Annotated in this window: 23 protein-coding genes and 1 rRNA gene; 3 read left to right on the plus strand and 21 right to left on the minus strand. The window is 43.5% G+C overall.

The annotated features are described in order from the left end of the window. A 16S ribosomal RNA gene (locus tag B5X68_RS26795) occupies window positions 1–82 on the minus strand; the annotation flags it as partial. A gap of 255 nt (window positions 83–337) precedes the next feature. After that, window positions 338–1,969, minus strand: a complete 1,632-nt coding sequence (pruA, locus tag B5X68_RS26800; RefSeq protein ID WP_082217851.1) for an L-glutamate gamma-semialdehyde dehydrogenase — start codon at window positions 1,967–1,969, stop codon at window positions 338–340. 157 nt (window positions 1,970–2,126) lie between these two features. Here pruA and thrC point away from each other — a divergent pair, with 157 nt between their 5' ends. Next, the gene (thrC, locus tag B5X68_RS26805) at window positions 2,127–3,434 is read left to right on the plus strand and encodes a threonine synthase (RefSeq protein ID WP_082217852.1); all 1,308 of its coding nucleotides are present in this window, start codon (window positions 2,127–2,129) and stop codon (window positions 3,432–3,434) included. 129 nt (window positions 3,435–3,563) lie between these two features. Here the strand turns inward: thrC and B5X68_RS26810 are convergent, their stop codons facing one another. The 17 genes from B5X68_RS26810 to B5X68_RS26890 form a co-directional block, all read right to left on the minus strand. Further along, window positions 3,564–5,372, minus strand: coding sequence for a tetratricopeptide repeat protein (locus tag B5X68_RS26810; protein ID WP_229208583.1), 1,809 nt, complete (start codon window positions 5,370–5,372; stop codon window positions 3,564–3,566). 438 nt (window positions 5,373–5,810) lie between these two features. Further along, window positions 5,811–7,418 carry an Ig-like domain-containing domain gene (locus tag B5X68_RS26815; protein ID WP_082217853.1) on the minus strand — a complete coding sequence of 536 codons (1,608 nt, stop codon included), beginning with the start codon at window positions 7,416–7,418 and terminating at the stop codon, window positions 5,811–5,813. A gap of 78 nt (window positions 7,419–7,496) precedes the next feature. Next, window positions 7,497–8,402 carry a class I SAM-dependent methyltransferase gene (locus B5X68_RS26820; protein WP_082217854.1) on the minus strand — a complete coding sequence of 302 codons (906 nt, stop codon included), beginning with the start codon at window positions 8,400–8,402 and terminating at the stop codon, window positions 7,497–7,499. After that, the gene (gene mnmG / locus B5X68_RS26825) at window positions 8,402–10,264 is read right to left on the minus strand and encodes a tRNA uridine-5-carboxymethylaminomethyl(34) synthesis enzyme MnmG (protein WP_082217855.1); all 1,863 of its coding nucleotides are present in this window, start codon (window positions 10,262–10,264) and stop codon (window positions 8,402–8,404) included. The genes B5X68_RS26820 and mnmG overlap by 1 nt, the downstream gene beginning before the upstream one ends. Before the next feature lie 54 nt (window positions 10,265–10,318). Continuing rightward, window positions 10,319–10,732 (minus strand): rRNA maturation RNase YbeY, encoded by a 414-nt coding sequence (gene ybeY, locus B5X68_RS26830; RefSeq protein WP_082217856.1) that lies wholly within the window; start codon window positions 10,730–10,732, stop codon window positions 10,319–10,321. Window positions 10,733–10,869: 137 nt separating this feature from the next. Further along, window positions 10,870–14,190, minus strand: coding sequence for a DUF4175 family protein (locus tag B5X68_RS26835; protein ID WP_082217897.1), 3,321 nt, complete (start codon window positions 14,188–14,190; stop codon window positions 10,870–10,872). Window positions 14,191–14,379: 189 nt separating this feature from the next. After that, window positions 14,380–15,117, minus strand: a complete 738-nt coding sequence (locus B5X68_RS26840) for a porin family protein (RefSeq protein WP_082217898.1) — start codon at window positions 15,115–15,117, stop codon at window positions 14,380–14,382. Between the two features lie 94 nt (window positions 15,118–15,211). Then, entirely contained in the window at window positions 15,212–16,018 is an 807-nt protein-coding gene (trpA, locus tag B5X68_RS26845) for a tryptophan synthase subunit alpha (RefSeq protein ID WP_082217857.1), read from the minus strand. After that, entirely contained in the window at window positions 16,015–16,371 is a 357-nt protein-coding gene (locus B5X68_RS26850) for a Dabb family protein (RefSeq protein ID WP_141110440.1), read from the minus strand. The genes trpA and B5X68_RS26850 overlap by 4 nt, the downstream gene beginning before the upstream one ends. 61 nt (window positions 16,372–16,432) lie before the next feature. Further along, complete coding sequence (locus B5X68_RS26855) at window positions 16,433–16,633, minus strand: hypothetical protein (protein WP_082217859.1); 201 nt, start codon at window positions 16,631–16,633, stop codon at window positions 16,433–16,435. A 21-nt stretch (window positions 16,634–16,654) separates the two neighbouring features. Continuing rightward, complete coding sequence (trpB, locus tag B5X68_RS26860; RefSeq protein WP_082217860.1) at window positions 16,655–17,854, minus strand: tryptophan synthase subunit beta; 1,200 nt, start codon at window positions 17,852–17,854, stop codon at window positions 16,655–16,657. Window positions 17,855–17,860: 6 nt separating this feature from the next. After that, window positions 17,861–18,511: a phosphoribosylanthranilate isomerase gene (locus B5X68_RS26865; protein WP_082217861.1), complete on the minus strand. Its 651-nt coding sequence runs from the start codon at window positions 18,509–18,511 to the stop codon at window positions 17,861–17,863. Beyond that, the gene (gene trpC, locus B5X68_RS26870; protein ID WP_082217862.1) at window positions 18,508–19,326 is read right to left on the minus strand and encodes an indole-3-glycerol phosphate synthase TrpC; all 819 of its coding nucleotides are present in this window, start codon (window positions 19,324–19,326) and stop codon (window positions 18,508–18,510) included. The genes B5X68_RS26865 and trpC overlap by 4 nt, the downstream gene beginning before the upstream one ends. 15 nt (window positions 19,327–19,341) lie before the next feature. Further along, window positions 19,342–20,331 (minus strand): anthranilate phosphoribosyltransferase, encoded by a 990-nt coding sequence (gene trpD / locus B5X68_RS26875; RefSeq protein ID WP_082217899.1) that lies wholly within the window; start codon window positions 20,329–20,331, stop codon window positions 19,342–19,344. A gap of 58 nt (window positions 20,332–20,389) precedes the next feature. Then, entirely contained in the window at window positions 20,390–20,956 is a 567-nt protein-coding gene (locus B5X68_RS26880; protein WP_082217863.1) for an anthranilate synthase component II, read from the minus strand. Window positions 20,957–20,974: 18 nt separating this feature from the next. Continuing rightward, window positions 20,975–22,390, minus strand: coding sequence for an anthranilate synthase component I family protein (locus tag B5X68_RS26885; RefSeq protein ID WP_082217864.1), 1,416 nt, complete (start codon window positions 22,388–22,390; stop codon window positions 20,975–20,977). 272 nt (window positions 22,391–22,662) lie between these two features. Next, window positions 22,663–23,196, minus strand: coding sequence for a CopD family protein (locus B5X68_RS26890; protein ID WP_082217865.1), 534 nt, complete (start codon window positions 23,194–23,196; stop codon window positions 22,663–22,665). 161 nt (window positions 23,197–23,357) lie between these two features. Here B5X68_RS26890 and msrA point away from each other — a divergent pair, with 161 nt between their 5' ends. Continuing rightward, window positions 23,358–24,044, plus strand: coding sequence for a peptide-methionine (S)-S-oxide reductase MsrA (msrA, locus tag B5X68_RS26895; RefSeq protein ID WP_170916743.1), 687 nt, complete (start codon window positions 23,358–23,360; stop codon window positions 24,042–24,044). A 142-nt stretch (window positions 24,045–24,186) separates the two neighbouring features. Beyond that, window positions 24,187–24,717, plus strand: coding sequence for a hypothetical protein (locus B5X68_RS26900; protein ID WP_082217867.1), 531 nt, complete (start codon window positions 24,187–24,189; stop codon window positions 24,715–24,717). A 76-nt stretch (window positions 24,718–24,793) separates the two neighbouring features. Here B5X68_RS26900 and B5X68_RS26905 read toward each other — a convergent pair whose 3' ends face one another. Together B5X68_RS26905 and B5X68_RS26910 are read right to left on the minus strand one after the other, a co-directional pair. Beyond that, the gene (locus B5X68_RS26905) at window positions 24,794–25,570 is read right to left on the minus strand and encodes a hypothetical protein (protein WP_082217868.1); all 777 of its coding nucleotides are present in this window, start codon (window positions 25,568–25,570) and stop codon (window positions 24,794–24,796) included. A gap of 58 nt (window positions 25,571–25,628) precedes the next feature. Next, a complete protein-coding gene (locus tag B5X68_RS26910; RefSeq protein WP_229208584.1) occupies window positions 25,629–26,363 on the minus strand; it encodes a hypothetical protein in 735 nt (244 codons plus the stop codon). Window positions 26,364–26,415 lie beyond the last annotated feature (52 nt).

A 26,415-nucleotide genomic window follows, 5' to 3' on the forward strand; every position in this document is an offset into this window, starting at 1 on the left:
GTGACATTGCTGCCCCCTCGCCTTGCATGTATTAAGCCTGCCGCTAGCGTTCATCCTGAGCCAGGATCAAACTCTCCATTGTAAATTTTGTTGTGATCTCTTCCCGTTAAGGAAGGACCGAATCTTCTTAAACGAATATTTCTTACTCTCTTGGTTTATCTCATCATGTCAAAGAACAGGGCCAATCGCGCTTTCTTTTCTTCTTTTCTCTTTCGCCGTTTGCGATTGGGATTGCAAAGGTAGAAAAAGATTTTAGGGTTGCAATATCACTTCAAAAAAAAACTTTGAAAAACTTAAAGTTCTTTAACCCTTTAAATAAATCACAAAAATTGTCCAATTATATGCCTCCTAGGAAGGGATATTTGTAATCAAGTGGGGAAACAAGTGTTTCTTTTATTGCCCGTGGTGATACCCAGCGAAGCAGGTTTAGAACGGAACCAGCCTTGTCATTTGTACCCGACGCACGTGCCCCGCCGAAAGGCTGCTGACCTACCACTGCACCAGTTGGCTTATCATTGATATAAAAATTTCCCGCAGCATTGACCAAATGTTCAGAAGCATACTGAATGGCATATCTGTCATTTGCGAAGATTGCTCCTGTCAATGCATATGGCGAAGTCCTGTCGATAATCGGGATGATTTTCTCGAACTCGTTTTCATCATATACATATACTGTAAGAACAGGCCCAAAGATTTCCTCACAAAGCGTCACATAATCTGTTTTGAGCGCTCTTATAATAGTAGGCCGTACAAAATAGCCTTTGCTTTTGTCAAAGTCTCCACCAGCAACAATTTCTGCGTTTTCATCTCCTTTTGCCTTTGATATATATCCCGTAATTTTATCAAATGCCCTTTCATCAATCACTGCATTTACGAAGTTCGAAAAATCCTCTACCCCACCCATTTTAATTTCTTCCAGATCGGAGAGCATCAACTGTTTTACTTCCTCCCATAAATTAGAAGGAATATATGCCCGGGAAGCGGCTGAGCATTTCTGGCCCTGATATTCGAACGCGCCTCTTACCAGGCCGGTTGCTAACGCCCTAGGGTCGGCTGACTTGTGGGCCAAAACGAAGTCTTTACCACCTGTTTCTCCAACTATCCTTGGAAACGACTTGTAGGCAGCAATATTTTCACCAATAGTCTTCCATATTGTTTGAAACACTTTGGTGCTTCCTGTGAAGTGAATTCCTGCAAAATCAGGGTGTTTGAAAATAACGTCCCCTGCAACAGGACCATCAGCCAAAACCATATTGATCACACCATCCGGAAGACCAGCTTCTTTGAACACTTTCATAATTACATTGGCAGAATAAACCTGTGTGAAAGCTGGCTTCCAAATCACAACATTGCCCATTAATGCTGGCGCAGCTGGCAAGTTTCCAGCAATGGCAGTAAAATTGAAAGGTGTTATAGCAAACACAAATCCTTCCAAAGGACGATACTCCATCCGGTTCCAGACACCATCGGAGGATATCGGCTGCTGGCTGTAAATATCTCGCATGAAGTTGACATTAAGTCGCAGGAAGTCAATGATTTCGCAAGCCGAATCTATTTCCGCCTGATATGCATTTTTGGATTGCCCCAGCATTGTTGCAGCATTGATCTCTGCACGATAAGGACCCGCAATCAAATCTGCTGCCTTTAAAAAAATGGCTGCACGCTGCTCCCAATTAAGAACAGCCCAGGTTTTTCTTGCTTCCAGAGCTGCATCGACAGCGACCTGCACGTCTTCCGCGCTACCTTCATGAAAATAACCTAATAAATGCTGGTGATCGTGAGGCGGCGATATAGCTCGCCTATTTTGAGAATATATTTCCTTATTCCCTATATACTGGGGAATCTCAATCGTTTTTGCTCTTGCTTCTTCAAGCGCTTTTTTTAATAAATCCCTTTCGGGGCTGCCTGGTGCGTAATTTTTGACAGGTTCATTCCTTACTGCGGGAACATTAAAAATACCTATTGACATATTTATAGTTTGTTAATTATTATAAATCAATTTACAAAACACAGTCTTTGCCAGACAAATTCATTGACGTATTTTAAACTCACTCGAAATTTGTAGCGCCGTCCTGGCCGCTTTTTACTTAAATTTGAATTCTCAAGTTTGCACAATAGTTACTGAAATGATATTCTATAGTACAAAAACGGCCAGTATAAAGGCTTCGGCAGAAGAAGCGATCTTGAATAGCCTGCCTGCCGATAACGGGCTTTATATGCCTGAAACAATCCCGGCGCTTTCGCCTGATTTTATAGCAAATATTGAAAATAAGACTTTCAATGAGATTGCCATTGAGATAACACATACCCTATTCGGAAACGAAATTACAAGAAGCGAGATTGAAAACATTATTAATAACGCTTACGATTTCGATGCACCCGTCCGGCAGATCAATAAACATGATTACGTTTTAGAGCTTTTTCATGGCCCTTCTATGGCCTTTAAAGACTTTGGAGCAAGGTTTATGGCTGCTATCATGTCATACTACTTACTGCGCTCAAAAAAGGAAATTAAAATATTGGTTGCCACATCCGGGGACACAGGTGGAGCGGTTGCACAGGGATTTTATAAAATTCCCGGCATTTCGGTTACTATACTTTATCCAAGCGGCAAGGTTAGCGACATTCAGGAAAAACAACTTACTACGCTTGGCCATAATGTGACCGCGATTGAGGTTGAAGGAACATTTGATGATTGCCAGAAACTGGTCAAAGAAGCTTTTCTGGATCCTGAGCTAAATGCAAAATTCAACCTGGCTTCCGCTAACTCTATCAACATAGCGCGCCTTATCCCGCAGTCCTTTTATTATTTTTCGGCATATGCGCAATTAAAAGCACTGGGTAAGCCCATTGTTTTTGCTGTACCAAGCGGAAACTTCGGAAATCTTAGCGCCGGCCTTCTGGCCTATCGGATGGGCTTGCCGGTCGAACATTTTGTTGCGGCTACAAATTTAAATAATGCTGTCCCTCGATATTTGGAAAACGGAACCTACGAACCGTTGCCATCTATCGAAACGATATCGAATGCAATGGACGTTGGCAACCCCAGCAATTTTGTGAGGCTTAAAAGATTTTTCGGCGACGATTGGAAATCTGCGACTGAAAAAGTTTCAGGATTTTATTTTGATGACGAGCCAACGAAAAATGCGATGCGGGAAGTTTTCCAAAATTCCGGATATGTAATGTGCCCGCACACTGCAGTCGCTTACCAGGGTCTTGAAGAATATCGTAAAAAAAATACTTCGGACTTCACCGGTGTCTTCCTTTCAACGGCTCACCCAGCCAAATTTATTGAGCTCGTTGAAGAAACTTTGGAAAAACAGATCGAAATCCCTGAAAGACTCCGTTCCCTGCTTTCCATTGAAAAAGTAGCCACAAAAATGGATGCGTCGTTTTTGGAATTTAAGAAGCTGTTAATGAATACATTAAATTGATTTTTGAACAAATTTAAGCGCACGAGATTTGCTTACAGCCATTCAATCGCATCCAAGTGCGTAAATATCAAAACCAAAAGAGGCAGAATCTTGACGATTTCTGCCTCTTTCTTTTTTCTGCACGAAATTTTAGTTAATGACGTCTCCCCGCAAAAGTCGGAAACGCTTTCGCGACTCGGCGACAAAAATACTCCCCGGATATTTTTCCATCAGCTCCTGGTAAAGCTTCATCGCAAGATCTTTGTCTTTTAATTTTTCCTGATAGAGTTTTGCCGAAGCAAACAAAGCATCGTCTCCGTAAATGTCATGACCGTATTTGGTCGTAAGCACTTTCAGGTTTTCCATGGCCTGCTGATTACTGTCGAGCTTGATGTAAGTTTTAGCAGTCAGCCAAAGGATCTCATCGGCCAGACTGTGGTTTTGATATTTTGTATAAAGATGTTTTAATGTATCGATGGCCTCGTACTTTTTGTTTTGGAATAACAACAGCTCCACAGATGAATACTGCTTCATTGCCGACTCCGTGCTATCCAACCCGGTGTTGTCCATAATAAGCAGCGACAACTCATTGGCATCATTAGCGATCTCTCGTGAAGTTGCTTTCTTCAAAATATCCAGCACGGCTTTTGCCAATTCAAACTCTCCCTTATAATAATGCAGCTTGGCATTTCTCAGCTTGGCCTCATAACCCAGGAGGTCATCCTTCTGCGATTTTTCGACTTGTGAATAGACCAATGTCGCTTCCCAGGGTTCGCCTTGCAACAGGTAAATATCGCCCAAGTCAAGCTTGCATTTGTCTACAAAATTCTTCTCTCCCTTGCCTGCATCGATCGCCGTGTTCAGAATTTCGATTGCCTTTTTAAAATCATCCATATAGAAGGCATTCAGGATCGCCATGTTCCTTAGCGCCTCCACTGTCCGCACATTAACCCCCAATTCATCCACCAGTTGCTGATATTGTCCAAGGAGCTTTTGCACCTCACTACGCTTAATCGGATACGTGTTTTTTACTTGTTCCTCTCTGGCAAAAATCGCCATTCTCCTTGCAACCGGATATAGCTGGCCTTTGGGATATTCCTTCACCAGATGATCGAAGATGGTTCCGGCATTGGTGTAATCGAGGTTCTGAAGCGCAAGCATTCCAAGATTGTAAAGTCTTGCACCATTATGTTTGAAACGCTTGTCAAGCGATCGTTCCTGGATAAATGCTTTGTAAAAATCCTTCTTCTGGATCTGATACCAGATCAGTAATTCATTATAAAAACCTTCGGCGGGGAATTTTTGAATTTTGTCATAAAGCACCTTTTCCAATAGTGCCTGTTCCTTCTCGTCCTTCGTAAAGTCTTGCAGCATATTCTGGACCACCTCAATGTTCTGGTAACGCATACCATACGACAACAGCTCGTCGATCATTTGCTCAGGAGCATTCAGGTCGCGGTAAACACTCGCCAGTTCCAATTGAAAAATGTCGGTTCGCTTGGCAGCTTCTCTTGCTTCAATCAATATTTGCTTGGCCCATTCAGGTTTATTGATTGCCCTGAACTCTTCCGCCAAATCGCGTTTAAGCTCGATCCTCGCACCGGATGCTGCAATGCTCTGCTCTATCTTTTTCGTGGCTTCCTGAGGCTTTCCCTGGCCTTCCAGGAGCACGCCCCAGTACAATTGATACCAGCTGGCATTAGGCGCATCGCTTTTGATCTGCTTTTTGAAAAATTGCTCGCCGTCACCCCATGCTTTTGTCTTAATGATGCAATTCGTGTAATTCTTCAGCGCGTTTTTTTCAAATGTTGTTTTTAAAAAGCTGGTGTAGTAAGTCAGCGCTTTTGGACAATCATTATTCTTAAAATACTCTTCAGCCATCTCCTTTTCCGACTGCCCCACCGCGGCGGCCCCGGAAAGAAGCATGTATATCAACACCCATCTCGAAACCTTTTTCATAATAGATAAAAAAAATTTTCTTTAGTTATTATCACTTACTATGTCTGTGGATAAGGGGATAATTAGTTTATCCACTGTAGATTAACATAGTTATCCACACATTGTGAATAACTAAAGGCATTTATCCACTTAAGCGTTCTGAATTATCAACGTTTAACTTGCTGAATTACAAGTTAGGAATTTATCTGTTCACACTCCAGTGTTGGTAACGTAGCAATCGGTGTGTTTTGTCTTATCCACATTTACTAAAGTGTATCAACGCGGTGTTAACTTCGGTTTAGTTTATATTTACCAACAAAAGTGCGCCAATCGATTTTTTATCCACAGATATTCATGCTTATCCACATAATTGTTAACAATTTCGACCCGCTTACCAACAAAATTTACGGGTTATTAACATAGTTATCCACAGTAGGTGTATAAAGAATTGAGATTTTTTTACTTTGGCAGGGTGACATTCACGTCATTTAATTCAAAATTGGCCTTCAAAAGAATTTTATCAGGGAGATAATAGATGGCCTCAGGTTGTTTATCCTTATCCAGCTCACCGGTATCCCAGCGTCGGTTTCGGTTGGCGTCGAGCGTAACCCGAATGTAATATTTACCTTGCGGGATGTGAATGAATGTGTATGGAGAAGTATACTGCGTTTCAATAAGCTTATACTGCTCGTCAACCAGCTCGATAATGTAACGCATTGATGTGTCTGCATTGACAATTGCGCCCCTTATCTGCCCATAATTTTCCTCGTTCAAAACAGGATGCTTTAAGAGGGTTTTTGGTAAAGTGTCCCCTTCTACGCTTAACATACTTCCTTTCGGAAAGTCCCACTTAATGGTGTCTTTTGCGAATGATTTTGCCTCAATGCTGAGGGTCGTGCGCGTAGGGTCCCAGCGATATTTGAATGCGCTTAGGGGCTCGTGTGTAAGGCTGTCGGTGATGAGAGTGATGTTTTTATCATCCAGAAACTGGACCGGTTTATTGAGGTTTAACGTGTAGGTAAATGTGTTGGTGAGCGCTTTATTTCCCTCTGGTTTTGTCGTCATGTTGAATGGATCACGTTGCCGCTCCTTCCCTCTTTGCGCTTGAAATGCAATCTTTTGTTCAAAATCGGTGACGGTTCCGAGGGAATCTGTAACGGTTAGTTTTACTAATGTCGAATCCGGATGTGGCTGAACATTGAAAAACTTTAAGGCCGCACCGTTTTCCAGCATATAGGGTAACGTGTCGTTATTCATAAATTTCACGTCCACTTTTTCTATTGATTTGCTGAATACAACAGCATAATTGTTGACCCTCGGAATGGTTCTCTGAATTTTGAGCGCTGTATTGTCGGAAAGAAACATGTTTAGATTGTAGGACGCACTGTCGGAACCAGCCGTTACGGGCTTGCTCAAAAAGCCCATACGCTCGTCTTTAGCATTGTAGAGCATATTGCGGTTTTTGTCGTCGATCGCAATTAGTTTGTAGTCTCTTGTTTGAATATTTTCAATGGAAAATACGCCGCTGCTATCGGTGCGCGAGAAGTAATATGGCTTTTGTTTTGCGATGTTAAGTGTATCACTGAGGTTATAAAGTCCTACTAACGCATCGAAAATAGGCTTATTGGTCTTAATGTCTTTCAGAGTTCCATAAACGCGTCCGGAATCGAGTGTGCTGCCTGTGCTGAATACGAGTTTTAAATTTTTCGCCGGATTTTTCTCCGCAAAATCTCGTATTGCGTCTCCGAAGTTCAATGTATAAGTTGTGCTGTCTTTGAATTCATTTTTAAAACTCAATGAAACAGACATACCGTTTTGTTTGTAGGAATATGGATTATCGGCTTCTGGTGTAATGATCAGTTTCTGATTAATGTTGTCTACAACCACATATTCATCGAAAAAAACTTCGATTTTCTTGCCTTTAAAATTAAGCGTTTTGTTCAGCGGATTGCTTTCCAGAAGCGTCGGTGGGATTGAATCCTTTTTTCCTCCCGTAGGCGAAACTTGCTGGGCACAGCGACCGAAAATTATCAGGCAAATAATGGCAATGGCAATGGTTCTGATCATTGATTTATAAAGTTAAAAGGCCCGCAATACAGATAACGCGTATTGAGGGCCCATTCAGATTGTTGTCAGAATTTCTGATTATTTTTTTGAAACAATGTATATGAGGCTCGATGTGTTGAGATGCTCCTTATCCTTCGCACTTCCCTTTAAGTTTGAAAGAATGCCGGTTTTCACGCTGTCAAAATAATTGATGCTTCCCCCACTATACTTTGAACTGAGCATTCCTACATAAAATGAATCAAACCACATTGGGAGAATGCTGTTAACCTCCAAACTATGCTTTTGAAGCAGCGTTCTCATAGTTCCCTTAGTGAAGTGGTACAGATGTCTCGGCACATCATAAGCGGCCCAGAAACGGCCATACTTAACTGCATCAAATGACTGTGGATTTGGAACGGCAATGAGGATTTTTCCATTGGGATTCAAATGTTGATGCAACCATTCCACGGTTTCGTTAAGCAGGTGCACATGTTCAAGAACGTGCCATAATGTGATCACATCAAAAGTTTCAGCAGTCAGTTCGCCAGCGTTAATGGATTCATAAATGGAAGTTCCTGCTCTCTTCTGCGCCATTGTTCGTGCTCCGGAATCGGGTTCCGTCCCGAAAGTTTTCCAACCATCTTTCGCCGTTGCTGCCAGGAAGTTTCCCGTTCCGCATCCTATATCCAGGATCTTACCTTTAGAAGGAGAAAGATTATTAATCAGCTCGACCTTTTGTTTAATTGTATGGTTTCTGACCGCTGTATAAGCTTTCGAAATCAGATTTGTTTTCTCTTCGTCATGATGAGAAATGTAGTCCTCCGATTGATAGTATGCTCCTATTTCAGCTTCCGACGGACGCGGATTAGTGAACAAGAAGTAGCAACTATTGCATTGCTGGATCGTAAATTCCTTATGAGAAACGGTGTAATCTTCAACATTCAAATAATTATTGAAGCTGGACTTATCACAAATCGGGCAATTCTGGAGTGTTTCTAACGGCATTATCGTCCTATAAATAGCATTAATACTGAAATGTCGGAAGGGCTTACGCCGCTGATCCGTGAAGCTTGTCCGATGGTTTGTGGACGAGTTCTTTTCAATTTTTCGCGACCTTCAAAAGATAGCGAAGTGACCACGTCGTAATTGAAATTTTCAATAATGTTCAGGTTTTCTAACTTGTTCATCTTCTCAACAAGCAACATTTCCTTCTCGATATAACTGTCGTATTTGAGATTGATCTCCGCCTGATGGATCGAATCCTTTCCAAACTTTTCCAGCAAGGTCTCCACTACAGGGCTGGCTTCTGTAAGCTGGTCAATCGAAATCTGTGGTCGTTTCAAAAGCTGTGCTAGCGAAATTTTCTCCCGCAATGGAGCCGTGCCGATAGCGGCAAGCGTTGGGTTTATTTCTTCCGGGGTCAATTTTGTGGCCGAGAATGCTGCGATGATTTCAGCCACTTCGGCTTTCTTCTTTTCAACATTATCAAGCCTGGTTTGATCCGCCAGTCCTAGCTTAAAACCTTTTTCAGTTAGGCGAATGTCGGCGTTATCCTGGCGCAGTAATGTTCTGTATTCAGCACGTGAAGTGAACATGCGATAAGGTTCCTCGGTCCCCTTATTAATCAAATCGTCAATCAAGACACCAATGTATGCCTCCGATCTTTTTAGCACAAACGGATCCAGGTCATGCACATTCTGGTGTGCATTAATGCCGGCCATTAATCCCTGGCAAGCGGCTTCTTCATATCCCGTTGTTCCGTTGATCTGGCCCGCGAAGAAGAGGTTCTGAATCAAATGTGTTTCGAGCGTCGATTTCAATTGTGTCGGCGGAAAGTAATCGTACTCGATTGCATATCCAGGACGGAACATTTTGGCATTCTCAAACCCTGGGATTTTTCGGAGCGCGGCGTATTGCACATCTTCCGGCAACGAAGTCGAGAAACCATTTACGTAGACCTCAACCGTATCCCATCCTTCCGGCTCTACAAAAATCTGGTGGCGGTCTTTATCGGCAAACCGGTTGATTTTGTCTTCAACAGACGGACAATACCGAGGACCGATTCCTTTGATCCTTCCAGAAAACATGGGTGATTTCTCGAAGCCGGTTCTCAGGATTTCGTGCACCTCTGAATTGGTGTAAGTAATCCAGCAGCTTCGTTGTTTCGCCAGCGGCTTTGTGTCCGAGTAAGAGAACTTAGAGGGATTTTCGTCGCCCGGCTGTTCTTCCATTTTGGAATAATCCAGCGAGCGGCCATCGACTCTTGGAGGCGTCCCGGTTTTCATGCGTCCGGCTTCGAAGCCCAGTGTTACCAATTGCTCGGTAATTCCTGTCGCAGCTTTTTCACCGGTTCGGCCACCGCCAAAGTTTTTCTCACCAATATGGATCAGTCCGTTTAGAAATGTGCCGTTGGTTAGCACGACGGATTTTGAATGTATCTCAATCCCCAGGCTTGTCTTTACACCGCAAGCTTTCCCGTCTTTGATAATAATTTCCTTAGCAGTGTCCTGCCAGAAGTCGACATTCGGATTATTCTCCAGAACATTCCTCCACTCGGTAGCGAACATAGCGCGGTCGCTCTGGCATCTTGGACTCCACATGGCAGGGCCTTTTGATAAATTGAGCATCCGGAATTGGATCATTGTCTTGTCGCTAATGATCCCCGACTGTCCGCCGAGTGCATCGATCTCTCGAACGATCTGCCCTTTCGCCACGCCCCCCATCGCAGGGTTGCAAGACATTTGGGCAATGGTATGCATATTCATTGTAATCAGCAGAACGGAGGAGCCCATCGTTGCCGCAGCCGCAGCTGCTTCACAACCCGCATGGCCTGCTCCCACCACGATTACATCATATTCTTGAAACATAATTCATTTACTTATTAAACCACTTTAATTAAAGTGTTCCACGTGGAAATTTAACTAGAAGAGCAGAAGATACTGATCCTCTTTGGCCCGCATTGCAGCTTTTAGCTTTTCATCCGTATCATCATAACCCATTAAATGGAGTAATCCGTGTATTAAAACGCGGCGCATTTCAGTTTCAAAATCGGCGTGAAACGTCGCTGCATTCTCCTTTACCCTATCGACGCTTATGTAAATATCACCTTCAATCACATTGTCTTCCTCACTATTGTCAAACGTAATAATGTCCGTGAAATAGTCGTGATCCAGATATTGTTTGTTGATTTCCAGAAGATATTCGTCGTCACAAAAAATATAGTTCAAATCGGCAATTTCGTAACCCTCTGATATTGAGGTGTTTTTGATCCACTTCTTTGTTTTTAACGGGCGTAACAGGTCGAAATCGACGTTTTCGGTGAAGAAATTAAGCATACTAAACGGTAAAATATTACAAACATACTAAACTATCCGGTTAAGATCAGTTTAGCCGATGACCGCGCTTTCAACAACTTGCTTAAAAAGTGTTAAAACGCGGTCACCGGAATGTTCACAACAAAATGCTTTTATAATCAGTTCTTAGCCTGATACTTGCGGAAGTAGGTATCGACCTCTCTTTTGTAAAATGGAGAGAATGTGGGCGGGATGGTTCTTAATAATTCTGTTTGCTTTTCCTTCTCGCGAATGTATTTTTCAAATGCCGCAGGAGGTTGTCTTGGCAATTGTTTCGCACTTTGTGCTTTGCGCTGCTCGTCCTCATCCTGCTCCTTCATTGCTTTTTCAGATTCGAGCAAGCGCGTCGTGATTTCCTGGTTGCGCTTGATGAGCTCTGGCGTAATGCGCTTGTTCACCAAGTCGGTTTCTGTCTCATCCATTTTCTCGGCAATTTCCTGTAACTCTTTACCCATTTGTTTTCCAACCTCTGTGCCTTTCTGCGACTCCATCAGGTCCTGGATCATTTTGCGGATCATCGCTTGCTCAGCGGCCATTCTGGCGAGCTTTTCGGAATTATTGCCCTGCCCCTCCTTACCTTCTCCAAGCTTCTTCATTTCGCCGTTAAGCTTCTCCTGCATTTCGCCCATTCCCTTTTGCTCGCCCTTCTGTTTTCCTTTCTTGCCCTTACCACTTCCCGGCATCGCCATCGCCATTTGCTGTTGCATCTGATTGAAAACGTCGCTCAACATTAATGCGAGATTGTTCATGGATGTCATTGCGAATTGCTGCTTGGAAGTTGCCACATTGATCTGGCGGTCTTTTATGCTTTTTACACTCTCGTCCATGTAAGACTTCATATCATTGAGTTCTCGGGTAATGAACGACTGGATTTGGATAACACGGTTCGCAAGTGCGTAAAGGCTGTCTTCAACAACTTTCGCATCGTCTTTTAATTTCAGCTGCTGCTGGCCCAGTTTGATAAAACGCGGATCCTGCAAGCTTACGCCGCGAAAATCTTTCATCAATGTTTCCTGGTCGAAAGAAAGCGTGATGAGGTTTTCCAGAATATCGCGCAATGCGTCCAGGTTTTCCTGCATTTGTTCCATTTCTGCAGCTTCCATCGCTTCCTGCATCGACTCCGACATTTTCTTCATCGATTTAGCAGCCTTTTTCTGCGATTCAGAGGCTTTCTGGTTCTGTTGCTTATCGAGTTGCTTCTTGCTTTCTTCCATCTGCTCAGACGCGTTTTTCTGCTCTTCTTCCTGCGTGTCCAGCGGCTGTTCCAACTCTTCGCTCATTTTTTCAGCTTCTTTTGCATCCTCCTGAGCTTTTTTGAATTCTTCCTGAATTTTTTCCTGCTCTTTTTTCAGCTCGTCGTTTTTGCCTTTTTTATCGTCGGAATTTTTGTTCTTATCATTCTCCTGGCTTTTATCCGCAAGCTGATCTTCCTTGTCGGCGAGCTCGTCCAGCTTTTCGGTCAGGTTTTCCATTTTTTGTTCAAGCTGCATTTGCTTGAAAAGTTTCATTGTCCTTTCCAGTTCTTTTTCGAGATTGTTCTCCTTGTTGCGTAGTTTCTCCATCATGGTCGACATGCGGTCGCTTTGCTTTTGTTCCAGCAGCTTTTTCAATTCCTGATAAAGCTTTTCCGTGTCTTTATCCATAAGCTCATTCATCAGCTTTTGAAGCTGGTCCAGCTTGCTTTGCAACTCCGGACTTTGCTGATTGAACTGCTTCGATTTTTCATTCGCATTCTGGTTCTTTTCCTGCAAAGCCTGCAATTCTTTCATCAGCTCTTCGCGCTTTTTAAGCACTTCCTCGATCTGCTTTTGCTCTTTGAAATCGAGTTCCTTATTGCTTTTAAGCTTATTATCCAGATTGTTGAGGTCTTTCTGCAAGCTTTGCGCCTTTTTCATGGCAGACTGCATTTGATCTTCTGTCTCCTTCTCTGATTTTTTGATCTCGGCCTCTAATTGATCTTTGGAAGGAACAGTGAACTGGATTGACCTAGATTTGGCGCTTTTCGGGCCGTTTACGCCATCATTGTCCCACACCTGGGCATAGTACTCGATCTTATCGCCCGGAGCCAGTTTAAGGCTGTCTACATACCATTGAAAATAAAAACTCTGCGTATTGACCGTTTTGTTAAAGGGAACAGGAATTCCTTTGGCCGGTGCAGGTTCCTTATCATCCGCCCGTTTTACAGAATAAAACATTTTCAGCTGTGAGAAGCCATAATCATCGCTGATGGAGCCGCCCAGCACGAGATAGTTATAAAGCGTTGTATCCTGGAAATTTTCGAGGTTAAGGACTGGAAATTTATCAGGGACAACATTGATGAAATAGCCTATTTTGTCCAAATTCGTGGTTTCATCATTTTGAAGATTAACCTGATATTGTGATGATTTCTTAACCGTTTTTTTGATCTCAAAATGTTCACCATCACTGCCTTTTGCCCGGTATAATGCGGAATCATCTTCAAAGCGGATCGCCAGCGATTTCGTAGCGGAGGTGTTGAAGTTCCATTCCACAGTCGTTCCTTCCGGAACAGACAAGTTTCCAACATTGCTAAGCCCTTCCGCGGGTTTATTCAAATAGGCAGGATAGCGCAGATTTACGTCAAATGAAAGCAGCGAAGGCCGTTCAGCAACATTAATCCTGTATTCCTCAGAAGTGAATCCGGCAGCGTCAAATGAGAATTTGACATCTCTTTGCAGGTTTTTAAATGTATAGGAATAAGTCTGGTTACCATCATTGTTCAGTTTAAACCGCGAACCGTTCTGGACCAGGTAAGCGGCGGTGGGCAATGCTTCGCCTTTCAGCTTTAATTTTAATGTAAAATCCTCATTTCTAAATGCTTTCAAGGATTTGTTTTCAAGAACAAATGAGAATGGGGCATAAGTATAATTTTTCTGAAAGTGTATGATCCTATCGGAGCTCGAAGTGAAAAATGAGGGATTAAAAAGCAGGATAGCCGCAATGGCCGCAAGCGGATAAATAGCATACTTAATGCGCTTTTTATTTTCACTGAATCGAATGGCATCAGAAAACTTGACAATGAGCAACTGACCGGATTTTTGACGGATACTGGCTTCAATCAGGTCGGATTGCGTGCCGGTTAATCCTCTTAATTGAAGCGTATTGACAAGCTTATCCCCTATTTCCGGGAAATATTCGCCGATCTGTAATGCGGCCTGTTCGTCTGAAATGGGCTTTTTGAGCCCGGAAAGATGGATTAATGGTTGGATAACCCATTGAAAAAATGAAAACACGAGCACAGCTAAAAATCCGAAGAACAATGTTCCCCGGACACCTGAGCTGAACCGCCCGAAATATTCGATTGTATTGAAAAAAAGAAAGACACTCAGCATCAAGGCCGCTGAAAAAATAATGCCTTTTAAAAGCTGATTTTGATAATATTTTTGACGGTATTCCTGAATGCGGAGCAACAGGCCTTCCATTGCCGGAGTGAAAGGAGCCATATAAGTTTATCGTTATATCTGATGGAAATTTATAACGTATGCCGGAACCAAAAATTACGATTCGCATTGACACGCGTAAAACAAACTAATATAGCGAATTATATGGAATTCCATCGTTTAAAATGGATTTTCTTCAGCTGAACGTTTCATTTGTTAACTAGCCAAATTTCAGAGCGTCAGCAAGACACCTAAGGAAGCATAGTTGATCCAGTTGAAATTGTAAATCTCATCCGTATCGGCACCTCCTTCAACAACCCTATAACCCAGTTTTATCCCGAATTTGGGATTGACCTGATAAGCTGCTCCTGCAAAAACATCCTCTGCACGTCCTTGTTTAGCCGCCAGCGCATCGCCTTCCAGGATCACAGACCAGCGGTAAGATGGCTTGTAAGCCGCGTAAAAGTTAATAAGCGGGACGAAGCCAATGTTGTCAAAATGCGTGTCGTTAGATTCATTTTTGAATCGTACATCGGCATCCCTGATCTTGCCGGTAAGCCCTAGTCCAAGACGCCATCTTGTTTTGGCCACGAAATCGTAACGGTAAGTCAGCCGGTAAGAATTGAATTTGTAAAAAACCTGTAATGGTTGTCCGGGCAAATAGTTAATGCCATTGAAATTAACATTCTCGTCAAACGAACCATGATATTTGACAGAAAGCGGAGCGAACAATGCACTGATGTTGTGCCTGTTACCAATTGTATATGTGCCCCTTATCCGATAAAAGATCTTGGGGTCAATGCTTAGGTCGCTCGCCAGATTAACCTGTGTTCCGCCCACGTTTGGAATGCGGACTTTGTTATAATTGGTCCCAAACACCACTCCGCTTTCCAGATCAAGCCGGAACTGCGCGTAAAGCGGTGATGAGCAAAGCATAAATAAAAGAATAATAATTTTTCGAGATCCCATATCCTCACCTTTAAAAAAAACAAACAACCCGATTATGAGTTGTTTGTACAAAAGTGATGCCTGAAGCAACAATGTTAACAGGAATTCTCAAACGCTATGCTTCGATCGTTTCCGGGTAATTTTTTACGCTTCTTACAAAGGATTTAATGTCCTGTTCAAGATCATTGCTCTCCTGTAAAACGCGAATAAATGCACTGCCTATTATAGCGCCTGCCGAATATCCGGATGCTTTTTTAAATGTTTGGTGGTCCTTAATCCCAAAACCAATTAGCCGCGGATTACGTAGCTGCATGGCGTTTAACCGATCAAAATAGGACTCCATATCTTCGCTTACCCCGGATTTTGAGCCGGTTACGCTTGCAGAAGAAACGGTGTAAATGAAACCTTCGCTCACTTCGTCAATCTGGCGAATGCGTTTTTCGGAAGTTTGAGGCGTTACCAGGAAGATATTCAGGATGCCGTATGCATCGAAAATGGCTTTGTATTCATTCAAATACACATCCATTGGCATATCGGGCAGGATGAGCCCGTCCACACCTACTTCAGCGCATTTTTTACAGAAATTTTCAATCCCATATTGTAAAACCGGATTCACGTAACCCATCAGCAGGACAGGCACTGTGATAGTTTCACGCATATTTGCCAGCTGATCAAAAAGAACCTTCACAGACATGCCGTTTTCCAGCGCCTGATCATTGCTTTTTTGAATGGTTTCCCCATCGGCAACTGGATCTGAATAAGGCATTCCAATCTCAACCAGATCAGCGCCGCCATCCTGCAAAGCCTGCAACACGCGCATTGTATCATTGAGCTCGGGAAACCCTGCTGTGAAATACACATTCAGCATTCCCGTTTCAATTTGATCCTTTACGCCACTAAAAAGAGTTGTTATGCGGTTCATTCCTGTGTCCAGTAATCGATAACCAAAACCTTGTCCAGATGCGGTCCAAGGACTTTTCCAAATGCTTTGTGGTCAGGATGAGGCAAGTAAACTTCGCGTGCTGCTTCGTTCTCAAATGTTACGAAGAATGCGTGGGTAAAGCCTTGCGCCAATCCTTCCGGGCTGTTGTTCGTGCCCCATTCCAGACTTTTTATTTCCTTAATCTTCGATGGCAGTGCCCTGAATGCGTCCTCCACTTCTTTCACTTGCGCCGGCGTTGCGGAATCTTTGAATTTGAATAAAACAACGTGACGGAGCATTTTCTTAGGCGGATTTTGAGGTGAAGCAGATGCCATAGCGCCAAAAAGAAGCATTCCGGCCATTAAAAGTAACTTGAAGTTCATGATTTGAAAAAGTAAGGTAAAAAGTGAAATACTATGCGGAACAATTCAAACATTCGCCTTCATCGCTGAATTTAAGCCGGTCGAATTCGCCAAGCTTTTCTTTGAGTTCAAGGATTTCGTCTTCCAGGTCGCATCTTTCAAAAAGCGAAAGCTCGCCGGAGTTTACTTTTCCTTCCAGCTCTTGTATTTTGAGCCGTACGTCAAAAACCTCAGGTAAGGTAAGTGTAGCCATTGCAATGTGTTTATGAGTAAATTAATCGATGTATTTCATGTAAGTAGCCATGTCCTTATCGCCGCGGCCGGATAAGTTAAGGATCACATTTTCGTTCTCAGAAGCGCCTAACTGGCCCAAAACGGCCAAGGCATGCGACGATTCCAAAGCGGGGATAATGCCTTCAAAACGAGTGAGTTCGAACGCAGCCTGCACGGCTTCTTCATCCGTTGCCGACATAAAAATCCCTCTTCCGCTGTCATACAAATAAGCATGCTGAGGTCCTATGCCCGGATAGTCCAGTCCAGCCGAAATAGAGAATGGCTCAACCACCTGGCCGTCTTCGGTTTGCATTAAAATCGTGCGGCTTCCGTGCAAAACGCCTGGTTTTCCCAAAGCCGTTGTAGCAGCAGAGTGTCCCGAGGTTAGTCCCTGGCCAGCAGCTTCCACAGCCACCAGTTTCACATTTTCATCATCCAGAAAATGATAAAATGAACCTGCAGCATTGCTTCCGCCACCCACGCAAGCCACCACATAATCAGGTGTTTCCTTGCCGGTTTGCTCTTTCAGCTGCCATCTCATTTCCTCTGAAATAATCGCCTGAAAACGGGCCACCATGTCGGGATAAGGATGCGGGCCCACCACGGAGCCAATGATGTAATGCGTGTCCACAGGATTGTTGATCCAATGGCGCATGGCCTCATTTGTAGCATCTTTTAATGTGCGTGATCCGCAGGTCGCAGGCCTTACTTCCGCACCCAGCATCTTCATGCGTGCGACATTAGGCGCCTGACGTTCAATATCCAGCTCGCCCATGTACACGATGCATTCAATGTCCATGAGGGCACAAACAGTCGCCGTTGCTACACCGTGCTGGCCAGCACCGGTTTCTGCAACTACGCGCTTTTTACCAAGTCTTTTTGCCATCAGAATCTGCCCGATGGTGTTGTTCACCTTATGAGCGCCTGTATGGCACAGATCTTCGCGTTTGAGGAAGATATTGGTTTTATATTTTTCCGAAAGCCTATTAGCCCGGTATAATGGCGTTGGACGTCCTACATAATTGCGCAGGAGATCATTATATTCTTTTTGAAAAGAAGGCTCTGCAATGATGCTGAGATAATTTTCACGCAGTTCTTCCACGTTTGGATACAGCATTTCGGGAATGAATGCACCTCCAAAATTGCCGTAATAACCGCGGCTGTCAACCTGATATGACTTCTTTTCTGCTATTGCTTCCATAGGTTCCTAAGCTTCCGCCTCTTCTTTCTCTTTTACACGAACTAAACTGAATAATTCTTCCAATTTGGCAATGTCTTTGACGCCCGGCTCTGTTTCAAATTGGCTGTTGACGTCAATTCCGTAGATAGGAAGTGTTTTTGATAATGCGATAATGTCTTCAATGTTGTCAAGACCAATGCCTCCGCTGAGGAGAAATGGCTTTTCATTGTCGTATTTTTTCAAAAGTTTCCAATCGAACGGCACGCCATTTCCGCCTGGGTTATCGCCTTTTGTATCAAACAAAAACAGGTCACAGAACGACTTGTAATTGTTCAGCATCGCAAAATTGAAAGACGCATCAATGCTGAATGCTTTAATCACATTTACGCCTTTCTGACGAATGCTGCGACAAATGTCCGGCATTTCGTTTCCGTGAAGCTGTGCGTATTGCAAGTCGTATTTTTTGACCATGGCAAGGATATGGCCCGGACTTGCATTCACAAACACGCCGACTTTTTTAATGTTCTGAGGGATACTTTTAATATACTCTTCGTCTAATTCTTCGCCAACAAAGCGGGGTGATTTTTCGTAGAAAATAAACCCGATAAAGTTAGGCTGCAAAGCCACCACCTTTTCAATGTTGTCTTGTTGGCGCAGTCCGCAAACTTTTATTTTCATAGAACCAAAGGTTTTAAATTGCTATGTTGAGTTAAGTCATTTTGTAAATCCGCCAGTGCGGTTCCGGGATTTACAGTTTTCATAAATGTTTCACCTATTAAAAAACCTTTGTAGCCATGACCATACAATTGCAGAATGGTCTCAGCATCTTTAAGGCCGCTTTCTGATATTTTAACAAAAGAATCGGGAATCTGTTCACTAAGCGCGATCGAAGTTTCAATGGAAGTCTCGAAAGTTTTAAGATTTCGATTGTTAACACCCACAATATCAATGTTTTCGCCAAGGGTTGCAGCTAGTTCTTCTGCATTATGCACTTCTAACAAAACCTCTAATCCCAAATCATGCGCCTTTTGGCCTAGTGAAACCACTTCGGCCGGTGTAAGGCACGCTGCAATGAGCAAAATCACATCCGCGCCTATCGCTTTTGCTTCATAAAGCTGATATTCGTCGATGATAAAATCCTTTCGTAGCATCGGAATAGCAGGGTTCGCATGACGTGCGCTCAGGAAGTCGGCAAATGAACCTCCAAAAAAGTCAATGTCCGTCAACACAGATAAAGCCACAGCGCCCGCATTCACATAATCGAAAGTCACGATTTCCGGAGAAACATCTGCATTAATGATGCCTTTTGAAGGCGATTTCCGCTTGAATTCAGAGATAATCCTTGGGGATGAAGCATTTCGCAATGCCGCCGATAAGGAAACAGTTTTGCGTGCAAACAAATCCTCTTTTTCCAGATCAGAAACAGACTTATTTTGCTTAGCCTCAATGACTTCTTCCCTTTTTCTTGCGACAATTTTATCTAATATGTTCATCTGTAATACTATAAATCAATCTTCTATCAATTTTTTAAAGCTGCGCAGCGCCTTTTTACTTTCCAGTGACTCACGCGCCGTTTCCACCGCATCCAGCAAAGTCAATGCCGGATTTGCGCAATGCAATGCCAATGCAGCATTCGCCAGCACAGCCTGTTTTTGTGAAAATGTTGCTGTGTCGTTCAATACATCCATGAAAATTTTGGCGGATTCTTCGACTGTTTTTCCTCCCGAAAGGTCTTCTGCGCGCAAAGTTTGTAACCCCAGGTGCGAGGGATTCAGAACTTGCTCCGTTTGAGCGGTGATCATTTTAAAAGCACCCGTTAATGACACTTCGTCGTAGCCGTCTAATGCGTGAAGAACCAGAAATTGCTTGTCAGTCTGTTGGTAAAGATAAGCAAAAAGGCGCGCTAATTCAAGACTGAAAACGCCTACAAGCTGTTTTTTGGGCGAAACCGGATTCACCATGGGACCCAGCATATTGAAAAAAGTTTTCACTCCCAATTCACGCCGGATCGGCGCTACATTCTTCATAGACGGATGGAAAAGCGGTGCATGCAGGAAGCAGACACCAGCTTCGTTGATCTTACGTTCCAAAACGTCCTTATCATTGGTAAACTTCGCCCCCAGATATTCGAGAACCGTGGAGGAACCGCAAAGCGAAGAAACGCCGTGGTTACCGTGTTTGGCGACATGCTGGCCTGCACCCGCGACCACAAAACAAGACAAGGTAGAAATGTTGAATGTGTCCTTGCCGTCCCCGCCTGTGCCGCAAACATCGATGGGATCATAAGCCGAAAGATCAACGGCCAGGCAAAGCTCCAGCATGGCGTCCCGGAAGCCTTCCAATTCCTCAACAGTTATGCTTCTCATAGCATAAATCGTTAAGAATGAGGCAATTTCAGAATTTGAATATTTGCCCGTGCTAATCCCGATCAGGACGTCTTTGGATAACTCTTTACTTAAAACTTTATATTCAAAAAGATGGCTAAGAATCTGCTTCATGTTCATGTTAAGCGTAATGAAAAGAATGTTTTTTCTGTTGAGAAAATCAAGTTGTCTCCTAGATCTTCAACCAGTTTTCCAACATTTCTTTGCCGTGCTCTGTCAGCACAGATTCCGGGTGAAATTGTAAGCCCTTTACATCATATTTTTTGTGTGAAAGACCCATAACCCGACCTTTTTCGTCTAATGCGGTGATCGTCAGATCTTCTGTGAATGTCTCCGGGATGACAGTCCAGGAGTGATAACGTCCGACTTTGATCTCGGAAGGAAGACCTTTAAAAATGCGCTCAGAATGGTCAGTAACAATGGCTGTGTCACTAATCCCGTGCAGCACGTCGGTCATGTTTTCGAGCGTAGCGCCATAAACCTCCCCAATACCCTGATGTCCCAGACAAATGCCCAGAATGCTTTTGCTAGGACCATATTCACGGATTACCTCGTGCATAATGCCCGCTTCCGACGGAATGCCCGGGCCCGGGGAGAGGAGAATTTTGTCATAATTCCCAACATCTTCCAACGCAATTTTATCATTGCGGAAAATGTCCACCTGGTCGTTCAGTTCGCGGAGAATGTAAACCAGATTGTATGTAAATGAATCGTAATTGTCGAGCACTAAGATTTTCATAATTCCAGTGTTTGAGGGTTATATTTCTACTGCAAAATCGATTGCCTTTCTCAAAGCAGCCAGCTTGCTGTTAATTTCCTGTAATTCGCTTTCCACATTTGATTTGGCTACAACGCCCATTCCAGCCCTGAAAAACAATGTGTTATTCTTGCTCAGGAACGTGCGGATCGCAATTGCGTGGTTGAAATCACCATTGAAGTCCATGAACCCGATTGCGCCGCCATAAATGCTCCTGTTACTGGTCTCCATCTGGTCGATCAGTTTCATAGCATTGTGCTTAGGTGCGCCTGAAAGCGTTCCCGCCGGGAATGTATCCGCAACCAATTGCAATGGGTTCACGCCAGCATTCATTTTTCCTACGACTTTGGAAACCAAATGGATCACGTGGGAATAATATTGAACTTCCTTGTAATTCGTCACCTTCACCGCGTCGCAGCTTCTGCTCAAATCGTTCCTTGCCAAATCAACAAGCATAACGTGCTCCGCAGTTTCCTTTGGATCATTTAACAACGCCTGCGCAGCTTCTGCATCTGCCTGATCGTCGCCTGTTCTGCGGAATGTGCCCGCTATGGGGTGAATTTCAGCTTGTCCGTTTTTGATAAAAATCTGTTTCTCCGGCGAAGAGCCAAAGATCTTATAACTGCCGTAATCAAAATAGAACAAATACGGCGAAGGATTAATGGAGCGCAAAGCACGGTAAACATTAAATTCATCACCTTGGAAATCACGACTGAACCGGCGCGATGGCACGATCTGGAACACGTCACCGCGGAGGCAATGATCAATTCCCTTTTGTATTACCGCCCGCATTTCGTCATCCGTAACATTAGAAGTTTCGTCGGATGCGATCTGGAAGCCATATTTCGGGAAATTCCTGTTTTTGATCAATATTTCAATCTGCTCAATGCCGCTCTCCTGCTCGCTGTCACCATATTGGTGTTCAAAAATGTAAAGCTCGTTTTTGAAGTGGTTAATCGCGATCACATAGCGATAAACCTGGTAAAATATCTGGTCAATATCAGTTTCCGGACTGGCTGGCTGAATGGTAATGTCTTCGAAATAACTTACCGCATCGTAAGTCATGTGGCCGAAAAGGCCGTTGGTGATGAATGGAAAACCGCTCTTTTCAGATTTGAAACTTTGAGCAAAAGCGTACAATGTCTGCACGGCGTCTCTTGGATTTTCCAGCGTAATGTTGAGCTGCTGTCCATCCGGAAATTGCTGCGTAACTACATTTTGATTCAGCTTGAAGAATGCAACCGGATCGCAGCATATATAGGTAAATGAATTTTCATTGCCGTGATAATCAGAGCTTTCCAGCAAAATTGTATTGACAAAACGGTCTCTCAGTTTTAGATAAATAGAAACAGGGGTCAATGTGTCCGCCAGCAGTTTTTTGTGGCGTGTTGATATCTGATAGGTTGGATTTGACATTTTTTAAATCTTAAAAATTTATAATAATGGCACAAAAAAAACGGCTCGCTGTCAGATGAACAGCGAGCCGTTTGTAAAGTATATTTTATTTATACCAAAGCAATAGCTACTCGTCCATCTTGTTAAGACGTGCACGCCACCACCAAATAGTATTCAAATAATTTTTCATATCTCGGTTTGTAATGCCTTGCGACATTGTCACTGGCAAATATATAATAAAATAAATATGATTTAATTTATTTGAAAAAAAATTATTGCAATGTACCAGCAAGTTACTTCTCCCTGATCCGTTTCACAATCCTTACCGCTGTCATCATCAGCACGGCAAAAATAACTAGCCCAAGCACGCCCCAGAGCCAATCAACGGTGTTTTTTAAAACGACAAGAAAAACGATGGAGAATAGAAAAATTGTCGCTATCTCATTAAAAAGCCGCAATTGGAATGATGAAAACCGGAATATTCCGCGACGAAGCTCTAAAAGAATTTTGCGCGTAAATGAATGATAAGCGAGCAGCCCGATCACAAAAAGCAGTTTCAAGCGCATCCAGTCCTGATCGAGCCAGGCTGGTGTAATGTACAGCATAGTTGAACCAAAAATGATGGTGAGCCAGCATGCAGGCGTCATAATGGCATTCCAGAGCAGTTTCTCCATTTTGGTAAACTGCGCACAAAGTATCTGCCGCTCGGGTTCGGCCTTATCCTTCGCCTCGGTATGGTATACAAACAGCCTCGGCATATAAAACAATCCTGCGAACCAGGCAACTACGAAGATGATATGAAGCGCCTTAAAATGAAGATAAGTCATGGTTGCGTTGTAATCACGGGATGTCAGGGTTTAAGCGGGTGCCGCATCAGCGGAATGCAATCTTTTTCGTTTCAAATTTCGTAAATAATGTGCGAATCCGCCGGATAAACTTTCTTGGATTGCGATTCGTTTACCAAATAGTAATAACACGATTCAATAAGATGAAAACCACCATCCCCATTTTCACGTTCCTATTCTTGTGTTGCATGGTTGTGATATCATGCGCGCAGTCGGACAAAAAACAAAAAAAGCAGATGAGTAATGAAGCGTCTTCGGCAACATTGGACGAAAATAATGTTGATATGGCGAATACGGAAATCGCCACTTTCGGAACCGGGTGTTTCTGGTGTACAGAAGCCGTTTTGGAGTCTCTGGATGGTGTTAAAAAGGTCGTTTCGGGTTATGCCGGTGGTAGTGTAGCAAATCCCAGTTATAAGGAGGTTTGCACCGGGAACACTGGGCACGCGGAATGTGTGGAGGTTGTTTACGATCCCAAAGTGATTTCCTATGCGGAGCTTTTAGAGGCATTTTTCCGCAGCCACGATCCAACATCACTTAACAAGCAGGGAAATGACATCGGCACACAATATCGCTCGGTGATTTTTTATCATAATGAAGAGCAGCACAAGCTGGCTGAGCAGGCGAAAGCTGAACTGGATAAATCAGGCGCCTATGCAAAGCCTATTGTAACCGAAATCACAAAGGCCCCAAAATTCTATGTGGCTGAGGATTACCACCAGAATTACTTTGCAAACAATCCCGATCAAGGTTACTGTGCCTTCGTCATTGCGCCAAAGCTGGACAAATTCAAAAAGGTTTTTAAAGAAAAATTGAGAAAAAACATTTGATAAAAAGGGGGGCAAATTTGTCCCCCTTCCGTTTGTTTACGGGTACCACCCGAATAATAACTACAATGGCACAAGTTTTGAAGCATTAAAATAAAGGCTTTAATTTGTGCCATAATTTTTACACAAAAACTAATCTATTACGATGAAAAAGATTCTATTTTCGTTTTTCGTTGCCGCTATTTTAGGCGTTACATCAGAGAAGGCTTTCGCCCAATTTGAAAAAGGAGATAAGTTATTAAATGCTGGGATTAACCTTGGCGGAACATATGGCGGCGGCGGAGTCGGCGTAGGAGCGTCTTTCGAAAGTGGTGTTCACGACTTCATCAGCGTTGGTGCTCAGGCTGACTTCATTACATGGAATTACGGTACTTTCGGATACAAGTGGAGATATAATTTCTTCACCGTAGCAGCGAGAGGTTCTTACCATTTTGGAAAACACTTTTTAACTATGGATAACCTGGATTTATACGCTGGTCCTGCTTTGGGATACCGTATTTCATCTTACAGCACTCCTGATGGTTACGGTGGTGTTTATAATGATGGCTACGGAAGCGGAGTTTTCTTCGGAGCGTTTGCAGGGGCACGTTACTATTTCAAACCTACAATGGGTGTTTTTGCAGAAGTTGGCTACAACGCATCTCCATTGAAAGCAGGAATTACTTTCAAGTTCTGATAAGGACAAAACATTTAGAAAAAGGGCTGCGGATGATTCCGAAGCCCTTTTTTATGTATTTAATTTCATTAAAAGCTTAAAACTGCAAGCTCAATGCCAGATGAGCGTATCCATTTACAGGATTAAATGCCGGGCTGATGCGAAATGTAATCGGCTCATTTCTCTTGACAAGCTCTCTTCTAACTCTTGTGGCTTTGGAGCCATTCTTTCCAGCCTTCACAAAGCCAACCGTCCCAAATGTTACAGCGCCGGCAAACCCGCCGATCATCATCCAGGCTCCCCTGATCGCCCTTTTTTCGTCCTGATAACTCTTGAAATTACCATTGGCGTCTGTCGCACTGGCAACGATTCCAGTCCCGATTGCAGCTACCAGGATCCCGGCAGATGTCCCGGCAATGCCCATTATCATGCCTCCCTTTGACTTTCCTTTATAGTATTTATAAACAGCACGGAGCCTGTCTGGTGTCGCCGCTTGCAATTCTTCCTGAAAACGTGCTTTGGGAGTTACAGCAGTGGATGATGGTGCCGGAGCAGAAGCTTTTGGCGCATTAGGCGCATAATATCCAGGCACTTCCAGCACCGCTTCAAATGTTTCAACATCCCCATTTCCGTATTTGATGGAGGCAATCTCAGTCTTTCTTACCGAAAAAAGCGGTCCCTCCGGGTCGGTCAACTTTTTATATTTGACAACATTCTCGTCAACTTCCTGGATCAGCACTTCGAGTTTTGTTGCATCCCGGAGCGTGATGACATCAGGCTTGCGTGGTGTTTGAGATTGGGCGAAATGATTGGCTAATAGCAATAAAAGGAAGAAAGCCCGACGGACTTTCTTCCAAAACGTAGTGATTCTCATTCAGGAAGGATGTTATAATAAGACATTTAGTACCATTAATGTTACTAAATAAATGCTATTAAAACGACATCCTCAATGTTAATTGGCCTGACTTATTAAACGGGTCCAGATTAGGGCTGATCGTCAATATTCTCAGCGACTGATTCCTGCGGAGTAACTCCGTTTTCACTTTTTCGGCCTTTTTACTGTGAAATTTATAATTCCGAAAGCCGATAAGTCCAAGTCCCACGCCAACAACGGGCCCGGCGATAGCGAGTGAATTTCCAATGGTTTTGTTATCAGGACTCGTTCCTGAGCCCGCAATGATAATGCCTGAAACAAGTGTGGCAGCTGCAAATGAGGTGAACACAATTGCGCCCGTTTTTCCGTCCAGAGATCTGTCGTGGTGATAACGATATTTGTCCCTGAGCTGGTCAGAATTCGCCATTACGACGCTTTTTTCAAACTTGTCTTTGGGCAGATTGGCCATATCGGCATATTGCCCGACGCTATCCGGCGGCACGTGTCCGACAAGAACAGAATCCCTGACGTTAATGATTTTACCTGTTTTGAGAATAACCCGCGCAACATTATCGAGGTAAATGTAGCTTTTAGCACTGTCTGCCGTGCCGAGATCGCGGTAATTGATCTTCTCGTAGCTCATTTGCGTGATCAGTGCCTGTATCCTGGAACTGTCGCGCTTGACGATCACATCGTTTTTGGCCGGGGTTTGCGCCCATGATTGATTTGAGACGGCGAAGGCCAGCATGATGCCGAGTAACAGTCCAGACTTAATAAATGTGTGTAATCGCATGTTTTTGAAGTTAGGTTGAAACAAAATGTAAACTACACAATCTTTCTACACA

This window comes from Dyadobacter psychrophilus, from assembly GCF_900167945.1.
GTDB classification, from domain to species: Bacteria; Bacteroidota; Bacteroidia; order Cytophagales; family Spirosomataceae; genus Dyadobacter; species Dyadobacter psychrophilus.

Excerpts from the sequence above, each read along its gene's own strand:
- B5X68_RS26855 (WP_082217859.1), bottom strand. The coding sequence starts at position 16,633 with ATGGCTACACTTACCTTACCTGAGGTTTTTGACGTACGGCTCAAAATA.
- B5X68_RS26820 (WP_082217854.1), bottom strand. The coding sequence starts at position 8,402 with ATGCCGTTAGAAACACTCCAGAATTGCCCGATTTGTGATAAGTCCAGC.
- B5X68_RS26815 (WP_082217853.1), bottom strand. The coding sequence starts at position 7,418 with ATGATCAGAACCATTGCCATTGCCATTATTTGCCTGATAATTTTCGGT.
- B5X68_RS26910 (WP_229208584.1), bottom strand. The coding sequence starts at position 26,363 with ATGCGATTACACACATTTATTAAGTCTGGACTGTTACTCGGCATCATG.
- pruA (WP_082217851.1), bottom strand. The coding sequence starts at position 1,969 with ATGTCAATAGGTATTTTTAATGTTCCCGCAGTAAGGAATGAACCTGTC.
- B5X68_RS26900 (WP_082217867.1), top strand. The coding sequence starts at position 24,187 with ATGAAAAAGATTCTATTTTCGTTTTTCGTTGCCGCTATTTTAGGCGTT.
- B5X68_RS26835 (WP_082217897.1), bottom strand. The coding sequence starts at position 14,190 with ATGGAAGGCCTGTTGCTCCGCATTCAGGAATACCGTCAAAAATATTAT.
- trpC (WP_082217862.1), bottom strand. The coding sequence starts at position 19,326 with ATGAACATATTAGATAAAATTGTCGCAAGAAAAAGGGAAGAAGTCATT.
- trpA (WP_082217857.1), bottom strand. The coding sequence starts at position 16,018 with ATGAACCGCATAACAACTCTTTTTAGTGGCGTAAAGGATCAAATTGAA.
- B5X68_RS26890 (WP_082217865.1), bottom strand. The coding sequence starts at position 23,196 with ATGACTTATCTTCATTTTAAGGCGCTTCATATCATCTTCGTAGTTGCC.
- B5X68_RS26880 (WP_082217863.1), bottom strand. The coding sequence starts at position 20,956 with ATGAAAATCTTAGTGCTCGACAATTACGATTCATTTACATACAATCTG.
- mnmG (WP_082217855.1), bottom strand. The coding sequence starts at position 10,264 with ATGTTTCAAGAATATGATGTAATCGTGGTGGGAGCAGGCCATGCGGGT.
- B5X68_RS26885 (WP_082217864.1), bottom strand. The coding sequence starts at position 22,390 with ATGTCAAATCCAACCTATCAGATATCAACACGCCACAAAAAACTGCTG.
- msrA (WP_170916743.1), top strand. The coding sequence starts at position 23,358 with ATGAAAACCACCATCCCCATTTTCACGTTCCTATTCTTGTGTTGCATG.
- ybeY (WP_082217856.1), bottom strand. The coding sequence starts at position 10,732 with ATGCTTAATTTCTTCACCGAAAACGTCGATTTCGACCTGTTACGCCCG.
- B5X68_RS26810 (WP_229208583.1), bottom strand. The coding sequence starts at position 5,372 with ATGAAAAAGGTTTCGAGATGGGTGTTGATATACATGCTTCTTTCCGGG.
- thrC (WP_082217852.1), top strand. The coding sequence starts at position 2,127 with ATGATATTCTATAGTACAAAAACGGCCAGTATAAAGGCTTCGGCAGAA.
- B5X68_RS26865 (WP_082217861.1), bottom strand. The coding sequence starts at position 18,511 with ATGAAAATAAAAGTTTGCGGACTGCGCCAACAAGACAACATTGAAAAG.
- B5X68_RS26850 (WP_141110440.1), bottom strand. The coding sequence starts at position 16,371 with ATGCTTCTTTTTGGCGCTATGGCATCTGCTTCACCTCAAAATCCGCCT.
- B5X68_RS26905 (WP_082217868.1), bottom strand. The coding sequence starts at position 25,570 with ATGAGAATCACTACGTTTTGGAAGAAAGTCCGTCGGGCTTTCTTCCTT.
- trpD (WP_082217899.1), bottom strand. The coding sequence starts at position 20,331 with ATGAAGCAGATTCTTAGCCATCTTTTTGAATATAAAGTTTTAAGTAAA.
- trpB (WP_082217860.1), bottom strand. The coding sequence starts at position 17,854 with ATGGAAGCAATAGCAGAAAAGAAGTCATATCAGGTTGACAGCCGCGGT.
- B5X68_RS26840 (WP_082217898.1), bottom strand. The coding sequence starts at position 15,117 with ATGGGATCTCGAAAAATTATTATTCTTTTATTTATGCTTTGCTCATCA.